The organism is Candidatus Pantoea multigeneris, assembly GCF_011752615.1.
Lineage (GTDB): Bacteria > Pseudomonadota > Gammaproteobacteria > Enterobacterales > Enterobacteriaceae > Pantoea > Pantoea multigeneris.
Genome location: NZ_VWXF01000017.1, coordinates 22,636 through 44,122 on the forward strand (window position 1 = coordinate 22,636; position 21,487 = coordinate 44,122).

General features: G+C 44.2%; 18 protein-coding genes. 15 read left to right on the top strand and 3 right to left on the bottom strand.

The window, feature by feature from the left end; translation table 11 throughout:
* The first annotated feature begins 107 nt into the window (after positions 1-107).
* The 15 genes from wcaK (at position 108) to F3J40_RS23890 (ending at position 18,801) form a co-directional block, all read left to right on the top strand.
* Entirely contained in the window at positions 108-1,370 is a 1,263-nt protein-coding gene (gene wcaK / locus F3J40_RS23820; RefSeq protein ID WP_167018592.1) for a colanic acid biosynthesis pyruvyl transferase WcaK, read from the top strand.
* 4 nt (positions 1,371-1,374) lie between these two features.
* The gene (locus tag F3J40_RS23825; protein ID WP_167018594.1) at positions 1,375-2,598 is read left to right on the top strand and encodes a glycosyltransferase; all 1,224 of its coding nucleotides are present in this window, start codon (positions 1,375-1,377) and stop codon (positions 2,596-2,598) included.
* Positions 2,595-3,935 carry an MOP flippase family protein gene (locus F3J40_RS23830; protein WP_167018596.1) on the top strand — a complete coding sequence of 447 codons (1,341 nt, stop codon included), beginning with the start codon at positions 2,595-2,597 and terminating at the stop codon, positions 3,933-3,935. The genes F3J40_RS23825 and F3J40_RS23830 overlap by 4 nt, the downstream gene beginning before the upstream one ends.
* A gap of 247 nt (positions 3,936-4,182) precedes the next feature.
* On the top strand, positions 4,183-5,079 hold the full coding sequence (gene galF / locus F3J40_RS23835) for a UTP--glucose-1-phosphate uridylyltransferase GalF (protein ID WP_167018598.1): 897 nt from the start codon (positions 4,183-4,185) through the stop codon (positions 5,077-5,079).
* 51 nt (positions 5,080-5,130) lie between these two features.
* The gene (galE, locus tag F3J40_RS23840; RefSeq protein WP_167018599.1) at positions 5,131-6,144 is read left to right on the top strand and encodes a UDP-glucose 4-epimerase GalE; all 1,014 of its coding nucleotides are present in this window, start codon (positions 5,131-5,133) and stop codon (positions 6,142-6,144) included.
* A 299-nt stretch (positions 6,145-6,443) separates the two neighbouring features.
* Positions 6,444-7,211 carry an ABC transporter permease gene (locus F3J40_RS23845; RefSeq protein WP_167018601.1) on the top strand — a complete coding sequence of 256 codons (768 nt, stop codon included), beginning with the start codon at positions 6,444-6,446 and terminating at the stop codon, positions 7,209-7,211.
* Complete coding sequence (locus F3J40_RS23850) at positions 7,211-7,948, top strand: ABC transporter ATP-binding protein (protein ID WP_167018656.1); 738 nt, start codon at positions 7,211-7,213, stop codon at positions 7,946-7,948. The genes F3J40_RS23845 and F3J40_RS23850 overlap by 1 nt, the downstream gene beginning before the upstream one ends.
* A gap of 10 nt (positions 7,949-7,958) precedes the next feature.
* Positions 7,959-9,866, top strand: coding sequence for a DUF4422 domain-containing protein (locus F3J40_RS23855; RefSeq protein ID WP_167018604.1), 1,908 nt, complete (start codon positions 7,959-7,961; stop codon positions 9,864-9,866).
* A gap of 4 nt (positions 9,867-9,870) precedes the next feature.
* Positions 9,871-11,022: a UDP-galactopyranose mutase gene (gene glf / locus F3J40_RS23860; RefSeq protein WP_167018606.1), complete on the top strand. Its 1,152-nt coding sequence runs from the start codon at positions 9,871-9,873 to the stop codon at positions 11,020-11,022.
* Positions 11,019-11,894, top strand: a complete 876-nt coding sequence (locus tag F3J40_RS23865) for a glycosyltransferase (protein ID WP_167018608.1) — start codon at positions 11,019-11,021, stop codon at positions 11,892-11,894. Before glf ends, F3J40_RS23865 begins: the two co-directional genes overlap by 4 nt.
* Before the next feature lie 8 nt (positions 11,895-11,902).
* Positions 11,903-13,039, top strand: coding sequence for a glycosyltransferase family 4 protein (locus F3J40_RS23870; RefSeq protein ID WP_205297508.1), 1,137 nt, complete (start codon positions 11,903-11,905; stop codon positions 13,037-13,039).
* Positions 13,040-13,253: 214 nt separating this feature from the next.
* Positions 13,254-14,672 carry an NADP-dependent phosphogluconate dehydrogenase gene (gene gnd / locus F3J40_RS23875; protein ID WP_167018610.1) on the top strand — a complete coding sequence of 473 codons (1,419 nt, stop codon included), beginning with the start codon at positions 13,254-13,256 and terminating at the stop codon, positions 14,670-14,672.
* 92 nt (positions 14,673-14,764) lie between these two features.
* Positions 14,765-15,865, top strand: coding sequence for an acyltransferase family protein (locus tag F3J40_RS23880; RefSeq protein ID WP_167018612.1), 1,101 nt, complete (start codon positions 14,765-14,767; stop codon positions 15,863-15,865).
* A gap of 124 nt (positions 15,866-15,989) precedes the next feature.
* Positions 15,990-17,342, top strand: a complete 1,353-nt coding sequence (locus F3J40_RS23885; protein ID WP_167018613.1) for a glycosyltransferase family 2 protein — start codon at positions 15,990-15,992, stop codon at positions 17,340-17,342.
* Between the two features lie 49 nt (positions 17,343-17,391).
* Positions 17,392-18,801, top strand: a complete 1,410-nt coding sequence (locus F3J40_RS23890; RefSeq protein ID WP_167018615.1) for a glycosyltransferase family 2 protein — start codon at positions 17,392-17,394, stop codon at positions 18,799-18,801.
* 79 nt (positions 18,802-18,880) lie between these two features.
* On the opposite strand, the gene F3J40_RS23895 is transcribed toward F3J40_RS23890, so the two are convergent.
* The 3 genes from F3J40_RS23895 to F3J40_RS23905 all read right to left on the bottom strand — a co-directional run bounded on the left by F3J40_RS23895 (position 18,881) and on the right by F3J40_RS23905 (position 21,449).
* Positions 18,881-19,996, bottom strand: coding sequence for a succinylglutamate desuccinylase/aspartoacylase family protein (locus tag F3J40_RS23895; protein ID WP_167018617.1), 1,116 nt, complete (start codon positions 19,994-19,996; stop codon positions 18,881-18,883).
* Positions 19,997-20,107: 111 nt separating this feature from the next.
* The gene (locus F3J40_RS23900; RefSeq protein WP_370659880.1) at positions 20,108-20,905 is read right to left on the bottom strand and encodes an ABC transporter substrate-binding protein; all 798 of its coding nucleotides are present in this window, start codon (positions 20,903-20,905) and stop codon (positions 20,108-20,110) included.
* A 67-nt stretch (positions 20,906-20,972) separates the two neighbouring features.
* Entirely contained in the window at positions 20,973-21,449 is a 477-nt protein-coding gene (locus tag F3J40_RS23905) for a YbaK/prolyl-tRNA synthetase associated domain-containing protein (RefSeq protein WP_167018619.1), read from the bottom strand.
* Positions 21,450-21,487: the final 38 nt, after the last annotated feature.

The following is a 21,487-nucleotide window of genomic DNA, read 5'->3' on the forward strand; positions in this document are numbered from 1 at the left end:
GTTGTGTCCGCCAGCTTTGATGGTTTTGCGGTGATTTCACTGAGCTCACATTGCCAGTAAGCGGATATGGCGGCTTGCACAAATAAAAAAAGTTATCTGGAGTTTGTATGAAGATTTTATTAGTGGGTAACCATACGTGCGGTAATCGCGGGGATGGCGCGATTTTGCGTGGTTTAATTGATTCGATCAAAGCAGCACGCAGCGATTTAGAGATTGATGTGATCAGCCGTTACCCGACCAGCTCCGGCTATCTGCTCCAGCAGAATATCCAACAGGATGCCTTGTATCTGCATAACCGCAGTGGGGCGAAAGGCCTGGTGGGCACAGTAAAACGTAAGGTTGCCAACCGTTTAATGCCCGACATTATGATGGCGCACCTCGGTAAAGGCGGCATTTATAAGTCCTTTTCTGTTCCTCCGCATTTGGCGGAATTCAGCAACAGCCTGGCACAATACGATGCGTTGATTCAGGTCGGAGGTTCATTCTTCGTTGACCTGTATGGTGTGACGCAGTTTGACCATGCGCTGTGCGCGCTGATGGCAAAAAAACCGATCTACATGATTGGCCACTCCGTCGGCCCATTCCGTAACCCGCGCGTTAATGCGTTGGCAAACTTTGTGTTTGAGCGGGTTAACACGCTGGTACTGCGTGAGTCGGTCAGCCTCGACCTGATGAAGCAGGATGGCGTTACCACCAACAAAGTGGCTGCCGGTGTCGATACGGCTTTCCTGGTCAGCGACCGGACGATCGCCAATCCCAGCCACAATCTTCTGCACTGGAAAGGGGTGATTGGCGGACGCAAAACCATTGCAATTACCGTGCGCGAACTGGCACCGTTTGACAAACGTCTTGGTGTGACGCAAACCGAGTACGAAGCGGCCTTTGGTCGAGTGATTAACGCAATGATTGGTGCGGGTTATCAGGTCGTGGCTTTCTCTACCTGTACCGGTATCGACAGCTACGCCAAGGATGATCGCATGGTCGCTCTGACGCTGCGCGATCACGTCGATCACCCTGAGCATTATCACGTCATCATGGATGAGTTTAACGACCTGGAGCTGGGCATTCTGCTGGCAGATTGCCACCTGACGATTGGTACTCGCCTCCACTCGGCGATTATCTCCATGAACTTCGGCACGCCAGCGGTAGCGATTAACTACGAACACAAGTCTAAAGGGGTGATGAACCAGCTTGGCTTGCCGCAGATGGCGACAGATGTGCAGAGCCTGATGGACGGCACGCTGATCGACAAAGTACACACCGTGCTGGCGGACTATGACAACGTGAAACACAAAGTGGCCGCAGCCGTGGAGAATGAACGGGTGATCGGTAACCGCATCACCGCTGAAATTCTCAACGTAGTGGGGTAATACCATGAAAGTGACATTTTTCACGATGCGTTTTCCGGTGGCTTCTGAGACTTTCGTCCTGAATCAGGTGACGTGGTTTATTGACGCTGGTTACGATGTGGAGATCCTTTCGGTGTTTCCGGGCGATCTGGTGAACCGGCACAAGGCCTTTGATGAGTATGCGCTGGCGGCCAAAACCCACTATCTCCTGCCGGATGAGAAAGTCTCCACCTTTGATAAGCTCAACCAGCGGCTGAAAATGGTGCTGCCGAAAGTGGCAAAACCGTCACTGCTCCGTTCACTCAATGTGCGCCGTTACGGCGCACAATCCAGCAAACTGCTGCTGCCCGCGATTGTGGCTAATGCGCGCCAGACCTGGAAAGCCGATGTTTTCCTCGTGCATTTTGGCTATGCCGGTGCGTTGGCCAATAAACTGCGTGAGCTGGGTGTGTTGCAAGGTAAGCAAGCCACGGTGTTCCACGGAGCGGATATCTCCCGGCGACATATTCTGGCGGAGCATCAGCAGGACTACCAAAACCTGTTTCAGCAGAGTGAGCTGCTGCTGCCGATCAGCCGTCTGTGGGAAGGAAAGTTACAGCGCATGGGCTGCCCGGCGGAAAAAATTCGCGTGGTGCGCATGGGCATTGAACCCGAGAAATTTAGCTATACCCCGCGCACGGCGTTCCGCAAGCCACTGCGCATCGTCTCTGTCGCCCGTCTCACCGAGAAGAAAGGTCTGGATGTCGCGGTAAAAGCCAGTGAGATCCTCAAAGCGAAAGGCGGAGAGTTTCATTACACCATTATTGGTAATGGCGATCAGGAAGGGATGATGCGTGAGCATGTGGCACGCGCGGGTCTGGCGGAAAGCGTCACCATGCCAGGCTTCAAACCGCAGGAGGAGATCCGCCAGGCGTTGAGCGAAGCGGACATTTTCTTGCTGCCTTCCAAAACCGCCGCCGATGGGGACATGGAAGGGATTCCCGTGGCCTTAATGGAGGCGATGGCAGCCGGTTTGCCGGTGGTATCGACTTTCCACAGCGGTATTCCAGAACTGATTGAAGATGGCGTGTCTGGCTGGCTGGTGCCAGAAGACGATGCTGAAGCGTTGGCAAATACGCTCTTGCACCTCTCTCAGGGCGGCGTAAATGTGGCCCCGGTGGTTGCAGCCGCACGCGACAAAGTCGAAACGGAATTCAACCAGCATACCGCCTATGCGGAGCTGGCTAAGTTGCTGGAGGAACTGGTGTGAGTGGATTAAAGTCACAGGCAGTCTGGTTGTTTGGCAGCACCTGTTTTGCGGCAGTATTGCAAGTACTGCAACTCAGCGTACTGGCGCGCAAACTGGAAACCCACGAACTGGGACTGCTGGCGATCATCAATGCCATTTTGGCGGTCGCCACCGTGCTGCAAGATATGGGGATGAGCAGCTATATTGTGCATCGCCAGGAGATCTCCCGCCGTGAGCAGAGCACGATTTACTGGGTCAATGTCTCATTAAGTCTGATGACCGGGCTGATTTTGATTGCGATTGCCTGGCCGGTGGCGTGGTTCTACCATCTGCCGGAGCTGGTCGGGTTAATTTCTCTCACCAGCCTTAACTTCCTTGTGCTAGGGCACTTATCGCAATATCAGGCGCACTACATCAAAAGCAAACGTATGGTGCTGTTGGCCAAAATTGAGATGGCCACCAAGCTGTTTGCCTTTATCTGTACCGTTGCGATGCTCTATTTCACCTCGCTGACGGTAGCAGCAGCCATTCTGGGCCTGTTCATTAACGCCTTCACCCGCATCCTCTGCATGATCGCTTTTGGTGAAAAATCCTGGCGACCCACCTACGAGTTTGATAAGCCGACCTTTGTCAGTGCTGTGCGCTACGGCATGTACCAACTCGGTTCGCAAACCATTAACCAGCTACGTACCCAGGCAGATGCCTTGATCGTCGGTAAGGTGATGGGAGCGGACATGCTGGGTATCTATTCACTGGCGAAAGAGTTGGTGCTACAGCCCCTGAAACTGATCACCCCGGTGATTAACCGCCTCGCGCTGCCACGCTTTGCGGAAAAGCAGCATGACGGTGAACAGCTGAAACAGCTGTTCCTCAAAGGCACCCTGGTCATCATGCTGTTTAGCAGCCTGCTGTATCTGGGGATTGGCATCTTTGCGCCGGTTATTGTCCGCGTGCTGTATGGCACTGCACACGAGCAGGTTTATCATCTGATCCCACTGATGCTGCTGTTCGGTATGCTGCGCCCGATGGGCGGACTTACCGGGGCAATTTCACAGGCCAATGGCCGCACCAACGTGGAGTTTTACTGGAACATTGTCGCAAGCGTGGTGGTTTTGGCTGTATTGGCAACGACGCTGATCTGGCCGAATGTGATGTATGTTGCTATGACCTTGTCAATTTCCCAGGTGCTGATCTCGGCCTTTGCCCACCCGTTCTTTATCCGTCCGGTGATTGGTATTCGCTTCCTGCCGTATGCACGCCAGTGGGTGGCCGTGTCGGTGGTGTTTGTCGGCGTGATGGTGCTGGTCAATCATTTCAATCTGTTTATCATGCCAGAATGGTTTGAACACTGGCTTTAGTCCCCCGCCCGTAGCGGTGCTACGGGCGCATTTTTTGTCGATTATGCCGCTGCGTTTATCTTTTTTTATCCGGCCACTTTTTGTAGCGCTTTTCGCAACTTAAGGGCAGGCTGAACGGGTTATTTTTCTCATTTATTAAATTAGGACAGTCAGTTACTTTAAGGTTTTCAGATAAAGTTTATACTGTAAATTCCGGCCGATACGGCATAATCGACCTTATGCATTCACTTCATTAAATGGAATAAATATGACCAAGCTTAAAGCTGTAATCCCGGTTGCCGGTCTCGGTATGCACATGTTGCCTGCGACAAAAGCCATTCCGAAAGAGATGCTGCCGATCGTGGATAAGCCAATGATCCAGTACATCGTTGACGAGTGTGTTGCGGCGGGTATCAAGGAGATTGTGCTGGTCACTCATGCTTCCAAAAATGCGGTGGAAAACCATTTCGATACCACTTATGAGCTGGAAGCCCTGCTGGAAGCGCGCGTTAAGCGTCAGCTGCTGAGTGAAGTGCAGTCAATCTGCCCACCGGGCGTGACCATCATGAACGTACGCCAGTCTCAGCCTCTGGGTCTTGGTCATTCGGTGCTTTGCGCCCGTCCAATGATCGGTGACAACCCGTTTGTGGTGGTCCTGCCAGATGTGCTGCTGGATAACTCCACCGCTGACCATCTGCGCTACAACCTTGCTGCAATGGTGGCCCGTTTTGAAGAGACAGGACGCAGCCAGGTACTGGCGGCTCATATGCCAGAGGCTGATTTGTCTGAATACTCGGTGATCACCACCGAACTGCCACTGGAAAACCCAGGTGACGTTGGCGTGATTAATAATTTCGTCGAAAAACCAGAAAATCCAGGTGAGTTGGGTTCAGACCTGGCCGCCGTGGGTCGCTATGTGCTTTCAGCTGACATTTGGGCCGAGCTGGAGCACCTGGAACCGGGTGCCTGGAACCGCATTCAGTTAACCGATGCGATTGCCAACCTGAGCAAGAAAAAGCCGGTAGATGCCGCATTGCTGACCGGCCGCAGCTTCGACTGTGGACGTAAACTGGGCTACATGCAGGCGTTTGTCTCTTATGGCCTGCGTCATACCGCTCAGGGACAAGAATTCCGTGACGCCATTAAAGCAATCCTGGCAAAATAACCCCCTAATTGTTCTGCCGCAGGCTTAGCCTGCGGTTATAAAGGAGTGGACATGGCTATCCTGGTTACCGGGGGTGCGGGTTACATTGGCTCGCATACCGTGCTGGCGCTGTTGCAGCGCGGCGATGATGTTGTAGTACTGGATAATTTAAGCAATGCCTCGCAGGAGTCGATCCGCCGGGTCGAAAAACTGGCGGGAAAAAGTGCCGTTTTTGTTGAGGGTGATGTACTGGATCGTGCCTGCCTGCGCGATCTGTTTGCCGCGCACCAAATTGACGCGGTCATTCACTTTGCGGCACTGAAAGCAGTTGGTGAGTCCACCCGCAAACCGCTGGAATACTATGAAAACAACGTTTCCGGCACTGTCGTTCTGCTGGAAGAGATGCGCGCAGCGAATGTATGGAACTTCATTTTCAGTTCCTCTGCGACCGTTTACGGTGAGCACGCGCCGGTTCCCTATGTTGAAACCACACAAATCGGCGGCACCACCAGCCCTTATGGCACCTCAAAGCTGATGATTGAGTGGGTTCTGCGTGATTTTGCCAAGGCGGAACCGCAGTTCAACACCATTGCACTGCGTTACTTCAACCCGGTTGGCGCACATGAGTCCGGCGAGATTGGCGAAGATCCGTCAGGGATTCCCAACAACTTGCTGCCGTATATTGCACAAGTGGCAATTGGCCGCCTGCCGCAATTAGGGGTGTTTGGTGGTGATTATCCTACCCCAGACGGCACCTGTCAGCGTGACTACATCCACGTGATGGACCTGGCAGAAGGGCACCTGAAAGCGCTGGACCACCTGGCGAAGAACACCGGCTACACGGCGTATAATCTCGGTGCGGGTAAAGGTTACTCGGTGCTGGAGATGATCAAAGCCTTTGAGAAAGCGTCCGGTAAGACCATTCCCTTCGAAATCAAACCGCGTCGCGCGGGGGATCTGGCAGCCTTCTGGGCCGATGCCAGCCTTGCCGACCGCGAGCTAGACTGGCGTGTGAGCCGTGGCATCGATGAGATGATGCGCGACACCTGGAACTGGCAGAGCAAGAATCCCAACGGATTCAATTAAAAGCCTTACAAATCATAAGCCTGCAAATATGCAGGCTTTTTTCTTTATTCAGCACTGGTAAATTAAGCCTAAGTAGACTACGAATATATACGGTGAAAATTAATTTGTGTAACTTTATGAAACATTAGTGGTTACCAAATAATTCTATTATTAACCAAATATACTGGTATTTGGACAATGTTGATGAGCACAAGCACTTTGGTAGCTGTAAACCAAGGGCGGTAGCGTGGCTGCAATATTACGTCCATAATTGATCACTAATTAATCACCCAAGTGCGATTATTACTAGAGCGAAATGTATGAAGTTTAGTTTAGGGTATCTTGTTGATCTTATTACCGTAATCACGGAAAAAGAACTTAAAGTTCGTTACAAAAGCAGTTTTCTGGGCTACCTTTGGTCAATTGCTAATCCGTTGCTTTTTGCAATGATTTATTACTTTATTTTTAAGTTAATCATGCGGGTTCAAATTCCAAACTACACCATTTTTATTATCACTGGACTTTTTCCGTGGCAATGGTTTGCGAGTTCAACGACGAACTCGCTGTTTTCCTTTATTGCTAATGCCCAAATCATCAAGAAAACAGTGTTTCCTCGGTCGGTAATTCCTTTCAGTAATGTCATGATGGAGTGTTTACATTTCTTGTGTACGATTCCCGTCATTATTGTTTTCCTCCTGATTTACAATATGACTCCACACTGGAACTGGATATTTGGAATACCCATTATTTTGGTCGGCCAGCTCATATTTTCTTATGGGATTGCACTTATTCTTTCGACGCTGAATCTGTTTTTCCGTGATTTAGAGAGGTTTGTTACTCTGGGGATAATGCTGCTGTTTTACTGCACGCCAATTCTTTACGCGGGAGATATGATTCCGCAAAATTATCAATGGTTGATTGAGTATAACCCACTGGCAGATATGGTGCTGAGCTGGCGTGACTTGTTCATGAATGGCCATATTGATTATGAGAAGATCTTTACTCTCTATCTTGTTGGTTTTGTGATACTCGCATTGGGCGCCTGGGTGTTCAATAAATTAAAATATCGTTTTGCAGAGATTTTATGATGCAAGTCGCAATTGAGTTTAATTCAGTAACAAAAAGCTATCCGTTATATCATCATATTGGTTCAGGAATCAAAGAACTGATCTTTAACCCAAAGCGGGCATTGAGTTTGCTCTCGGGTAGAAGTTATCTTGCAATTGAAGATATTAGTTTTGAGGTGGAAAAGGGGCAGTCAGTCGCATTGATTGGGCGAAATGGAGCAGGAAAAAGTACATCTCTTGGTTTAGTTGCTGGCGTAATAAAACCGACTAAAGGAAATGTCGTGACCCGAGGTAGGGTTGCTTCAATGCTAGAGTTAGGTGGAGGTTTTCACCCTGAGCTGACAGGTCGGGAGAATATTCGTTTGAATGCCACTCTTTTAGGATTACGCCGCAAACAATTAAATGAAAGAATTGATAAAATAATTGAATTCTCAGAGTTGGGAGAGTTTATTGATGAACCCATACGTGTTTATTCAAGTGGGATGTTAGCAAAGCTAGGGTTTTCAGTTATCACTCAGGTAGATCCTGATATTTTGATTATAGATGAAGTGCTGGCTGTTGGTGATTATGCATTTCAAAAAAAATGCATCGATACGATCAACCAATTTAAGGCTAAAGGGGTCACAATCTTGTTCGTGAGTCACAACCTCTCTGATATTGAGAAAATTTGTGACCGTGTTATCTGGATTGAAAATCACCGTCTTAAAGCCTCGGGCAAGGCTGAAGAAATACTTGAACAATATCGCTCTTCCATGTAAGGGATCATAAGTGAAAGCTGAATTCTCAAAAGTTGTATTATTTACTAGCCACCATAAGCCAAGTGCTTTTTTAAGTTCAGACATCATTAAGCCAATTCACGTTGGTAAAGAAAATAGTTATAATGATATTTGCTGTATGGGTGACAATACGGGTGATAACATTTCATACAAAAACCCGTTTTATTGTGAATTAACTGCGCAGTATTGGGTGTGGAAAAACGAAGAGCTTCCCGACTATGTCGGTTTTATGCATTATCGCAGACATCTCAATTTTTCTGAAAATCAAGGTTATGAAGAAGATGTTTGGGGCGTGGTAAATGAAAATCTTCTGTCTACAGCATACGAAGAAAAGTTCGGGCTCAATGAAAAAAGCATCAATGAAGCCGTTTCTGGCGTAGATATACTGCTACCAAAAAAATGGAGTGTCAAACAGGCCGGTAGTAAAAATAACTACGATCATTATAAATCATCACCTCATTTGCATATTGAAGATTACCAAGGCGCGATTGATAGCTTGCTCTTTCTCTATCCAGAATATGCAACCGCTGTTCGAGAGTTCAATCAGGCAACAGATGGTTACTACACAAATATGTTTGTGATGAAAAAGGAAATTTTCATTGAATATTCAGAGTGGCTTTTTTCAATATTTGACCACTTTGAAAATCATTTTTCGATGAGAAACTATTCTTCACAGGAAAAAAGAGTAATTGGTCATATCTCCGAAAGGCTGTTTAACATTTTCATTCTTAACAAAGAGAAAAAACAGCCGCTAGTAAAGAAAGAACTGCAACGAACGTTCATTAAAAATGAAACTTTCAATGGCAAGCTCAACCCGGCATTTGATGAGCGGAATGTTCAGGTGGTTATTTGTTTTGACGACAATTATGCATTGAGTGGCGGTGCACTCATTAACTCTATTTGTAAAAACTCCTCTATAGATCGTAATTATGATATTGTGATTTTAGAGAATAATGTATCAGAAAGGAATAAATCAAGATTAGTAGGACTGATTAAAAATCTTCCTAATTTTAAAATACGATTTTTCGACGTCAATGCTTTTAGTGAGATGCGTAGTGTTTATACTCGCGCACATTTTAGTGCCGCTACCTATGCGCGACTTTTCATCCCTTCGCTCTTCTCGAATTCAGAAAGAGTGATCTTTATCGATGCTGATACCATTGTAGAAAGCGATATTGCAGAGCTAGCGAGTGTAGATCTTCAAGACAACCTGGTAGCTGCTGTAAAAGATATTGTAATGGAAGGGTTTGTCAAATTTGGCGCCATGACTCACATTGATGATGAGCCAAAAAGTATACACGCAGGTGATTACCTGACAAGTGTACTGGGAATGACTGACACGCAGCAGTATTTTCAGGCAGGAATAATTATCTTTAATATTTCTCAAATGAATAAAGAAGATACCTTTACTAAATTAATATCTGCAATGAAAGCCAGGAAGTATTGGTTTTTAGATCAGGACATTATGAATAAGGTTTTCTTTGGAAGGGTTCATTTCCTGCCTCTGGAATGGAATGTATATCACGGCAATGGTAATACAGATGACTTTTTCCCGAACCTGCAATTTTCAACATACATGCGTTTTCTGGAGTCAAGAAAAACACCAAGCATGATTCATTTTGCCGGGGATAATAAACCGTGGGATACTGCAAATGTCGATTTCTTCGATAACTTCATGAAGTATATTGACTCCACGCCTTGGCATAAAGAAGTGCTAGATAGATTGAATAAATCAAATGCGGGTATTTTTTCCGTTAGCATAGAAGACAAAATTCTTTTACAAACAAAAATCAAAAGAAAACTAATGCCTTACTTAAATAAGTTTGCACCTGTTGGCAGCCAGCGTAGGCAAGTAATTGCTCGTAATTATTATAAGATCCGTAAAGTAATTTTAGGGTAATAAAATGCAAAAAGAAATATTGATTGTAGGTGCTGGGTTCTCCGGTGCAGTTATTGCTCGCGAATTAGCAGTAGCAGGGCATAATGTCAGGGTTATTGACTCCCGAGACCATATTGCCGGAAATTGCTACAGTCATCGTGATGAAAAAACGGGTGTCATGGTACACACCTATGGCCCACATATATTCCATACGGATAATAAAGAAGTTTGGGATTACATTAACAGTCACTGTAATATGATGCCTTATACAAACAGGGTTAAAGCGACTGTTAATAATCAAGTATTCTCACTGCCAATTAATTTACATACTATCAACCAATTTTTCGGAAAAACCTGTTCACCCGCAGAGGCGAAAGATTTGATCTCCTCGAAAGGGGATGCTTCAATTTTGGAGCCAAAAACCTTTGAGGATCAAGCGCTAAAGTTTGTAGGCAAAGAGTTATATGAAGCGTTCTTTAAGGGATATACCATCAAGCAATGGGGAATGGAACCTAAAGAATTACCTGCATCTATATTGAAAAGACTTCCGGTACGCTTCAACTATGATGATAATTACTTTAATCACAAATATCAGGGGATGCCTGAAGAAGGCTATACACCAATAGTTGCATCTATTTTAAATCATAAAGGGATTACTGTTGAACTCAACACCCATTATGATCATGAATCAAAAAAGAACTATGATCATGTTTTCTATTGTGGTCCTTTAGACGGCTACTTTGAATACCGATATGGTCGCCTTGGTTACAGAACGTTAGATTTTGAAGCCTTCAGTGTTGAGGGGGATTATCAGGGGTGTGCAGTAATGAATTATTGCTCACTGGATGTTCCTTACACCAGAATAACAGAGCATAAATATTTTGCTCCCTGGGAACAGCATGGTTCATCGCTTTGCTACAAGGAGTACAGCCGGGCTTGTGGTGAGGACGATCTCCCATACTATCCTATTAGACAAATGGGAGAGATGTCCCTGTTACAAAAGTATCTCGATGAGGCTGACCAAGAGAAAAATATTACATTCGTTGGACGCTTAGGGACCTATCGTTACTTAGATATGGATGTGACTATTGCAGAGGCCTTAGAGGTTGCTCGTCATTACACCCAGGCTATAGCAAAAGACGGTGACATGCCTGCATTTGTCATTAACCCAAGATGAATATATCGGCTCTGATCGTCACCTATAACAGGCTCGATAAGCTAAAGAAAACGTGGGCAGCTTCTAAGCTGCTCCCTTTCAACCATATTATTATTATTGACAACGCATCGACAGATGGCACAGCTGACTGGTTGGGCAGTTTAGACGATGCGCGGCTTTCCGTTATCACCAGCCCTAAAAACGATGGCGGTGCAGGTGGTTTCTACTGTGGGGCTGAATGGATTGCTAAAAATATTGATGCTGACTGGGTCATGGTTTTTGACGATGATGCTTATCCTACTCCAGACCTACTGGATACATTTGATAAAATCGATAAACAAGGAGTAGATGCTTTCGCCACAAAAGTTATCACTCCCTCCGGGATGCGTTGCAAGATGAATATCCCGTGGAAAAAAATCCCGAATAGTTTGAGTGAAATCATTTCATATCAAAAGAATGATACAGATTTTGTCGCCAGAAATAACGACATTACGCCAATCTGTACTTTTTCATTTGTGGGATTAATTATTAAGCATGATGTTTTAAAAGAAACCTATTATAATATAAATAAAGATCTGTTCATCTATTATGATGACATATATTACTCCTGGTATTTAAATTCAAGTGGGTTTAAGTTGGTCTATCGGCCAGAGTTGGTGTTCATACATGATGTGCCAGAGAGTGATATCACACCGCCTCCTTGGAAAGTTTATTATCTTGTAAGAAATCTGCTGCTGTCGTTTAAAATTTTTAATAATAACAGGCCATTTAGTCACATTTCAATTTTATTCAGGGTGTTTAAATACTTTTTGATGGTTCTGAAGTCCCAGTCGAAAATAAACTTTGCCAAAGCAATTTTTCTGGGGATTAAGGACGGTTTTTCTAAAAAGTGAGGAAGCCATTGAATCGAGCAATAAAAAAACTTTGTTACTTTATTAATTCTGATTGGTACTTTTTATTACACTGGAAAGAGCGTGCAATAGCAGCAATCGATAGTGGCTATGAAGTGCATTTGATTTGTAATGTTACAGATCAAAAAAATAAGGAGAAATTAGAGGCTTTAGGCCTGACTGTTCATGATTCTAAAATGTCTGAGCAATCAACTAATCCCTTGGTTTTTGTTAAAGATATATACTCCGCCATTAGGATAATAGCTAAAATAAACCCTTCTATTATGCACTGCATAACGATCAAGGCCTGTCTTATTGGTGGGGTTTTTGCAAAAATAAAAAATATAAAGTTAGTGTTAAGTTTTGTAGGGTTGGGACGGGTTTTTTCATCTGATAATATGAAGTATCTAATTATCAGGAGACTGGTGGCCTCACTTTACAGGTGGATCGCAAAAAGAGAAGGTGTCTTTTTTGTCTTTGAACATCATGTTGATCGCGATGTGATAGCAAGGCTTACGGGCATAGAGTTAAGTAAAACTGCGATCATCAATGGTGCTGGTGTAGATACTCAATATTACATTTATAAAGAAGAACCAGAAAATAAAATTCCGGTTGTGCTTTTTGCTAGTCGGCTGATTTGGAGCAAAGGATTACAAGATCTTGTAGAAGTGAAAAAAACTTTAGAGAGTGAAGGTTGTTACTTTGTATTAAAGGTCGCTGGTATCGTTACAAAAGATGATCCTGACGCCATGTCAGATGAACTGATCAGTAAATGGCATAATGAGGGTTACATTGATTGGGTGGGGCAAAGTGATAATGTTAAGCTTCTCATTGAGGATGCGAATATCGTTGCTCTGCCGTCTACTTATGCTGAAGGCGTACCCAGAATCCTCATTGAAGCGGCATCCGTTGGGCGCGCTTCTATTGCATACGATACAGGTGGATGCCCCAGCATTATTTTAAATAACAAAACAGGTTATATTGTTGCCCGAAAAGATATTAATGATTTAACAAAAAAACTAAAGATTCTTTTAGAAAATCCTTCATTGAGACAACGTTTTGGTCATTGTGCACGAGAAAGTGTTGTTAAGGGGTTTTGCTCGAGTAGCGTTATTCAACTCACATTAAAAATTTATTCCTCGTTGTGAATCCATGTGAGTGCTGTTGCGATTAATAACCACAGTAATTTGAGTGTTAACTTGATAGTCACTGCGTCTAAATTCTGACTGATATTAAGGGTATGTGTGAGTTCGTGCTCAGCACAATTAATAACTTTTGTGTTACCGGTAACTTGATGTAAGATGTGGAACCAACTCATTCTGAACAAATTGTATACGTCTTTTTAACAGACAGGAGTATGTAATGTCTAAGCAACAGATCGGCGTTGTGGGTATGGCTGTCATGGGTCGTAATCTGGCCTTGAACATTGAGAGCCGTGGTTACACAGTTTCTATTTTCAACCGTTCACGCGAAAAGACTGATGAAGTTATCGCCGAAAATCAGGGCAAACAGCTTGCTCCATACTACACAGTGGAAGAATTCGTAGAATCGCTGGAAAAGCCTCGTCGTATTCTGTTGATGGTACAGGCGGGTGAAGCTACGGATAAGACCATTGCTTCACTGACACCACACCTCGACAAAGGTGACATCCTGATCGATGGCGGTAACACCTTCTATAAAGACACGATTCGTCGTAACAAAGAACTGTCTGATCAGGGCTTCAACTTTATCGGTACCGGCGTTTCCGGTGGTGAAGAGGGCGCACTGAAAGGCCCATCTATCATGCCTGGCGGCCAGAAAGAAGCTTACGAGCTGGTAGCCCCAATCCTGCACAAAATTGCGGCCGTAGCGGATGAAGATGGTGAGCCGTGTGTTGCTTACGTAGGTCCGGATGGTGCGGGTCACTACGTGAAAATGGTCCACAACGGTATCGAGTACGGCGATATGCAGCTGATTGCAGAAGCTTACTCACTGCTGAAAGGCGCGCTGAACCTGAACAACGAAGAGCTGGCGGCGACTTTCACTGACTGGAATAACGGCGAGCTGAGCAGCTACCTGATCGACATCACCAAAGACATCTTCACTAAAAAAGATGAAGACGGTAAATACCTGGTTGATGTGATTCTGGACGAAGCAGCAAACAAAGGTACCGGTAAATGGACCAGCCAGAGCTCACTGGATCTCGGCGAGCCACTGTCTCTGATCACCGAATCTGTGTTCGCACGTTACCTCTCTTCTCTGAAAACCCAGCGTGTGGCCGCTTCTAAAGTGCTGACCGGTCCAAAACCGAAAACCGTTGAAGGTGATAAGGCTGAGTTCTCTGAGAAAGTACGTCGCGCCCTGTACCTGGGTAAACTGGTTTCTTATGCTCAGGGCTTCTCTCAGCTGCGCGCTGCGTCTGAAGAGAACAACTGGGATCTGAACTACGGCGAAATCGCGAAGATCTTCCGTGCTGGTTGCATCATCCGCGCTCAGTTCCTGCAGAAAATCACCGATGCTTACGCAGAAAATGCGGACATCGCTAACCTGCTGCTGGCACCGTACTTCAAAAATATCGCTGACGAATACCAGCAGGCACTGCGTGATGTAGTGGCTTACGCGGTACAGAACGGTATTCCTACTCCAACCTTCTCTGCAGCTATCGCTTACTACGACAGCTACCGTTCAGAAGTGCTGCCAGCCAACCTGATTCAGGCGCAGCGCGACTACTTTGGTGCGCATACTTACAAGCGTACTGATAAAGACGGTGTGTTCCATACCGAGTGGTTAGATAGTAAATAATATTTTCAATTTTATTTTTATACATTATAAGTCCCCCTCAATTGAGGGGGCTTTTTTTATTTTAAAATCCTGTTACTTTGGTTGGGTATGGAATGAATAAAATTTCTTATCTCGAAGGGCTTAGAGGTTTATCTTGTTTTATTGTAATTATTGACCACTGTATTAATTCTTTTAAACCAGACTTAAGATATACATCGCTAAGTGATACGGGGGGAATAATAAGAAGGTTGTTCGCTTGGACTCCGTTAAATATAATATATAGTGGAATCGCTCCTGTTTGTATATTTTTCATATTGAGTGGCTTTGTTTTAAGTATGAGGTTTAATAATTCAAAAAGTAATGATGCAATTTACCAAGGAGTTATAAAAAGATACCCTAGGCTTATAGTGCCCATCTTGATTGCTACGATGTTTATGTATGTTGCTTTTTCCTTACTTCAAACTATGACAAATTTTAAAAGTGATCTAGAGTTTTCAAAAGTAATTGCAGAAGCAATCTACTTTGCACCTTTCGAGCATATTCAACTATCGAATTATGCACTATGGACTATTTCTTTTGAGATATATGGATCGTTAATAGTTTTTAGTTTATTGGCTATTTTCGGGAGGTCATGTTATAGAATTCACTTTTATTCATTAATTTTCTTATTCTTATATTTACAATCATCTTATTATTCTTTGTTTATATTTGGCATGATTTTGAATGATCTCTATGTAAGAAATAGCATTAACATACCTTCATTATTTAGATTATTTATCTTTTTTATCGGATTACTGCTCGTAACTTCACCTTATCCACGAGAAGGTGTCGATTTGTATAGCGGTGTTTATTCTTATATGAAGATTTTCAATAGTAATAATTACAACCAATTATACCACCAACTAATGTTGACCGGAAGTTCATTGATTTTTATCTCTGTGTTAGGTTCTCAACTATCAGAAAGAACATTGAATCAAAATATATTTTTATTTTTAGGTAAAATCTCATTCCCACTATATATTTTACACGTTACGATAATATCAATGGTGGCATACTATCTACACGATTACTATGAAGAGATCACGATTTTAATGTTTATAGTGGCAACTGTTTTAACTATAATGATATGTTTCGCACTTTCAGTTCTGTTTGAAAAATACATTGACGTCCCAGCAATTAATTTATCAAATGTAATCGCTAGAAAATTATCTTGATAGCTCATTCAACTGGTTTAGCTGTGATTCTTTTATCGCATGGTGATTTCATCATTACATCTATGTTTTCTCTGGTGTGGCTTTAAATTGCTACAGTTGTAATGTTAAAAATGAGGTAATATTTTTGAAACCTATAATATCAATAGTTGTCACTTCATACAATATTGAAAAATATATATCTGCATGTCTTGATGGTCTCATTAATCAAACCATTACTGATATTGAAATTATTGTTGTAGATGATGGGTCAACAGACAGAACTCCAGAAATAATTACAGAATATGCCAGCATTGATAAGCGTATTATTCCTGTTTTAAATAAAGAAAACTCCATAGGCGGCGTGGCAACTCCAGCAAATGTTGGGATTGGGCTAGCTAAAGGTAAATATATAGGTTTTGCTGATGGTGATGATCTTTACGATCCAGGAATGTTTCAGGCGTTATATTTAGCAGCAGAAAAAAATGATGCTAGCATGTCTATTTGTGCCTATAAGGAAATGTCAGGTGAGCTCAATGAATTAAAGGCGCCTTTCGATCCGGCCTGGGAAGTTATAAAAGAATTGGACTGTATAGATACAACTACAGTAGAGTCAAAAAAGAAAGTTTTAGAACTGCAACCTGTTCCTTGGCGTAAATTATATAAAGCATCATTGCTTAAAGACAACGAGATTTTATTTCCTGTTGGTCCTTATTTTTTTGAAGATAATGGTTTCCATTGGTTTACAACGTTGTCTGGCACTAAGGTAGCCATTGTTAATGAAACCTTGTGCTTCCACAGAAAAAATCGTGTTGGCCAATCTACAGCATCAGATGGAAATAGGTTGCTGGGTGTTTTTCATCAGCATTCAGTCATCTGGCGTTTTTTATCCGAGAAAAAATTACTCGGTGAGTATAGAGATTATTCTCTTAACTGGTTGGGAGTACATTTATCCTGGGTTCAGCAAGTTATTTCACCCACTTACTCCAATGAGTTTTACAAAACTCTCGTCCCTCATTTCGACTTATATACTCATTCTGAAATTCGTCATCATTTGAGTAATAAATATTACGATCGCAAATCTGTAGAGTTGATTGTGAGTGTCTTAAGAAAAGATTGTTCTTTCTTCTGCGAAATAATGAATGGAAAGGTATCGACATCTTATGCAGAGAAAGTGAAGTTTAATTTATTCAAACTGGGCCCGTGCTCTTTCATCTGTATGGTCTTCAGAGTGATGAAGACAAAGTTAGTTCCCACAAAAAAAATTAATAATGACAGTGCTGTTAATGAGCTTATTTTGTCTAATTTAAATGATATCCATGAACAGCTCAGTGAGTTAAGGTGTGATTTGAATTTAGCAAATTCAAAAATAGCACAATTAGAAATCTCCTGCATTAATAACAACGCTGATGTTAATCATAGTCTTTTAGCAGTTGGGCATAAAATCTCTGAGGTTGAGAGATTAATAGAAAATAAGCTTTCAATTAAAATTAAGACATAATTTTAAAAATATTATAATCATAATGTATAATTATTTGAGGTGACTTTTTATGGTAGAACAAAGTATTATGCATAAAATATCTGTCGTTATGCCTGTTCACAATGCGGAGGGCTATTTTAAAACTGTACTGGAAAGCGTTTTAAATCAAACTCTACCCGATTTTGAACTCATCATCATTGATGACTGCTCTACTGATAGTACCGTTGCTCTTATTGAAAGTTATATCGTTCAAGACAGCAGAATAAAAATAATTAAAATGACGGATAATCTTGGTGCTGGAGCATCAAGAAACATTGGAATTGAACATGCGACTGGAAAATACATTATTTTTCTGGATGACGATGATGTGATTGAAAGCAACATGTTTGAACTGTTATTTTTCACCTCTGAATCTCTGGAACTTGATGTTCTCTGTTTCCGTACTCATTTTATTGACTATAACACTCAAAAAATCACTGAAACCCCATGGACAATAAGAAGTGATCTTTTGCCGCCACAAACGGTATTTAGTGGCAGGGATATTAAATCTGATTTCTTTAGGGCTTTTATATGGTGGCCATGGGACAAGCTTTTTAAGCGAGATTTTATTATTTCCACTGGAGTAATGTTTCAGGAAATTAGAACAAGTAACGATCTCGCTTTTACAGCAACACAAGTTTTACTTGCTGGGAAAATAAGTGTTCTTGACCAGGTTCTGATAAGCCACACCGTTGCAAGAAATGGATCGCTGGAAAATTCGAGAAATAGTTCCTATGCCTGTGCAATAGATGCATTGAAGCAATTAAAGAAAAACCTGGAAGATGCAGGTCTTTTCACTGAGAAACGTTGCGATTATGTCAGCTACTGTGTTTCATTCCTTGAATGGAATGCTAATACACTGCATGGTGATTCTTACTTTAATTTTTACTCATTGTGCAAAGCGTTCCTGGAAGCATTGGAAATTAAAGATAGCGAACTAATTGAACCTAATTTAGTGCATATCTATCATGATTTGATAACTTTGGACTCAATTAATTATTTATTTAAACTTAAAGGTGATTTGCAACGAAACTTAAATTATGCCAATGGGGAAATTGAGTCGTTGCGGCTCATTGAAAGTAATTTTAATGAAGTGCAGAGATCAAGTGAATGCTTGAGTAAGCAGCTCCAAGAAGCCAGAGATAAGTACAGTGTCGTTGAAGAGCTATTGTCTAATCTTACAAATGAGCTTTCTGTTAAAAGACGAGAGTTATTTGGTCATGAAAACTCGACTCCAACCTCTTCTGATGTAAGTCATCTTTTTTCTCAAGAGAGTGATTTTGACAATTTTTTAAATGAAAAAGAATGCCATGTATCTGAAGTTGATAAGGGCTATTTTAAACATTTAAAAGATGAGTTTAAAAATATGCTGAGAATTTTAGCTATTTACAGAGAAAGAGTAATTTATCTGGAGCAAAAGATTAATAAACAAAGGTACTGATTTTTATAATTGAAGCCGCTATTACTTTCAGTACTAGCGGCTTACAATAAATATATTCTTGAATTTAATTTGTTGATGTTTACTCCACCAACAAAGCCCCGCTTCGCCCGGCATTCTCTCCCGCCAGCCGCACGGCCAGCATCCCGGTCGTAACAAACTTCATCAGATTGCGTGCGTACAAAATCCCGCCATATTGCGCAATCAGCGGTGTGACCTGATCGGTAATCGGATCGACAATTTCAGCCACCACTTCACCTGCCTTGATCCACTCCCCCAAAGCCCGATGATTTAACAACAGCCCTGAATGCGGCGCGTGAATATATTCACATCCAGCCAGTTCGGTAGCGGGGTTAAGCAGAGCAGGGGATTCACCCACATCACCTTCGATATACCCGCCTTCAATCAGCGCGTTGATAATCGCGTCAGCGTCTTTTTCCGCCTGCTCAGGAGCCACATCCGCCACACCCCGTAATTCCAGGGTGACCGGCAGCAAGCCGCGCGGCATCGGGAATTTCCCGGAGAACTTTTCCGCCAGCGTGACCCAAGGCTCGCAGCAGGCTTCATCAAACGGCTCACCGCCGGAGATCTGTGCCAACAGTTGCACTTCACTCCCCAACCAGCGTGCCAGTGGTTCAATCTCTTGCCACGCATGGGGTGTGGTGTACAGGTGTGGGAGCGCGTCCCAGTCGCAGTGCAGATCGATCATTAAGTCGGCCTGGCTTGCCATGCGCATCAGCGTATAGCGCTGCGAATCCAGTTCATTTTTGGCAATCCGATCGCGATAGTGGCGGTCTATAGCCTCGCGGATAATGCGCTTATTTTCATATTCGCTCTGCGTAAGAACATCCGCTAACTCGGCGGCCAGCGTTTCACCTAAGGCCGGGAAACGGCGGTTAAAGTCCTGGCCGGTTTGGGTATGAAAGCGCCCGAGCTGCGTACCGTGCCAGTGCTGGCTTAACGCCAACGGATTGGCAACAGGGACCAGGGTAATTTTGGCCTTGAGTTGTCCTGCGGATTCCAGCGCTAACAGCTTGTGTTTTAAGTACCACGCGACAGCCATACCCGGCAGCTCGTCTCCGTGCAGCGCGGCCTGAATATAGACGCGCTGATGCGAATCCGTGCCGAAGTGGAAGCTGACAATTTCACGCTGAGTACCCAGTGAAGCACTCAACAGAGGATGATGTTGTTGTTGCATAACGCGGTCATGTCCTGTGCGCTACGGGTAAAAAAAGCCCGTACAAAGAATTTGATGAGTCAAATTATAGTGCTGATGCGGAAAAGGGCGGCAAAAATGCCGCCCGAAGCATTACTTCTGAATGGAGATATCGGTGGCGAAATATTTTTTCTGAATTTTATCAAAGGTGCCGTTTTTGCTGATTTCTGCGAAGGCGTTATCCAGCGCAGTTTTCAACTCGGTGTCACCTTTACGCAGGCCAATTGCCGTGCCTGGGCCAATGATAGGATCTTCCACCATTGGACCGGCCAGCTCAAACGCCTGACCTTGCGGCTGCTTCAGGAAGCCAATTGCCGCTTGTGCAGCATCGGTGAACACGGCATCAAGACGACCAGAGGCTAAATCCGTTTCAACCTGTGCCTGATCGCCGTAAGGAACAACATTCACACCGTGCGGCTGCCATTTTGCCAACGCATAGCGCTCTTGTACGGTGCCTTGCTCAACACCCACCGTTTTACCTTTCAGCGATTCTGCGGTCGGCAGCAGGCCGGAGCCTTTACGGGCAATCAGCTGGGTTTTGGTGTCATACAGTGGCACGGTGAAGTCGATCTGCTTCAGGCGCTCTTCGGTAATGCCCATGTCCGACAGAATGCCGTCGAATTTACGCGCTTTCAGCGCCGGGATCATGCCGTCGAACTGGCTCTCAACCCAGACACATTTGGCCTGGATCTGCGCACAGAGTGCATTGCCGAGGTCGATATCAAAACCGACCAGCTTGCCCTGTGGCGTCTTCGATTCAAAAGGGGGATAAGTGGGATCAACCGCGAAGCGAATCTGTTCAATTTTTGCCTGTGCCGTAAACGCACAACCCGCCAGCAGTGCCAGCGTCACCGTTTTCGCGATACGCGAAGAGAGGAATTTCATTGCCATAATTATAGATCTACTTATTACGTGATGTTGAATAACGAAGAGTAGCGATATGCGCGGCTATTGGCAATTACAGGATTAGACTCGCCACTTCACCGCCAAAAATCGCCTGATAATCCTGCGTATTCAGTATCACAGACCGTTCCAGCAGACCGGCGTTAAAGGCAATTTCGTCGAAGCGGGTAAACAGCAGTGGATCAACCACCAGTTTTAAATCTGGATGAAAGCTAAAAGGCGGGATCGCGCCAAATACGCAGCCGGTCAGCAGGTCCACTTCTGCCGGGCTTGCCAGCGAAGCGCGGCGGCCTCCCACGGCGAGGGCGACTTTGGTTAAATCCGCCTGGCAATCTGCGGGAAGCACCGCTAACACATGTTGCTTGATGCCGTTACCTTTCACGTGGCACACCAGCGCTTTGGCCCCCTGGCCTACCGCCGTACCACGAATGGCCGCAACGGCTTCGCATTTACCGGTGGCTTCATGTTCCATCAGCTGGTAGCGGGCATTATTCGCCTGGAGCAGCGCGAGCAGTTTTTCATGGGTTGTCATGGGGATGTTCCTTGTTGGCGATTCTGCTGAACAGGGCG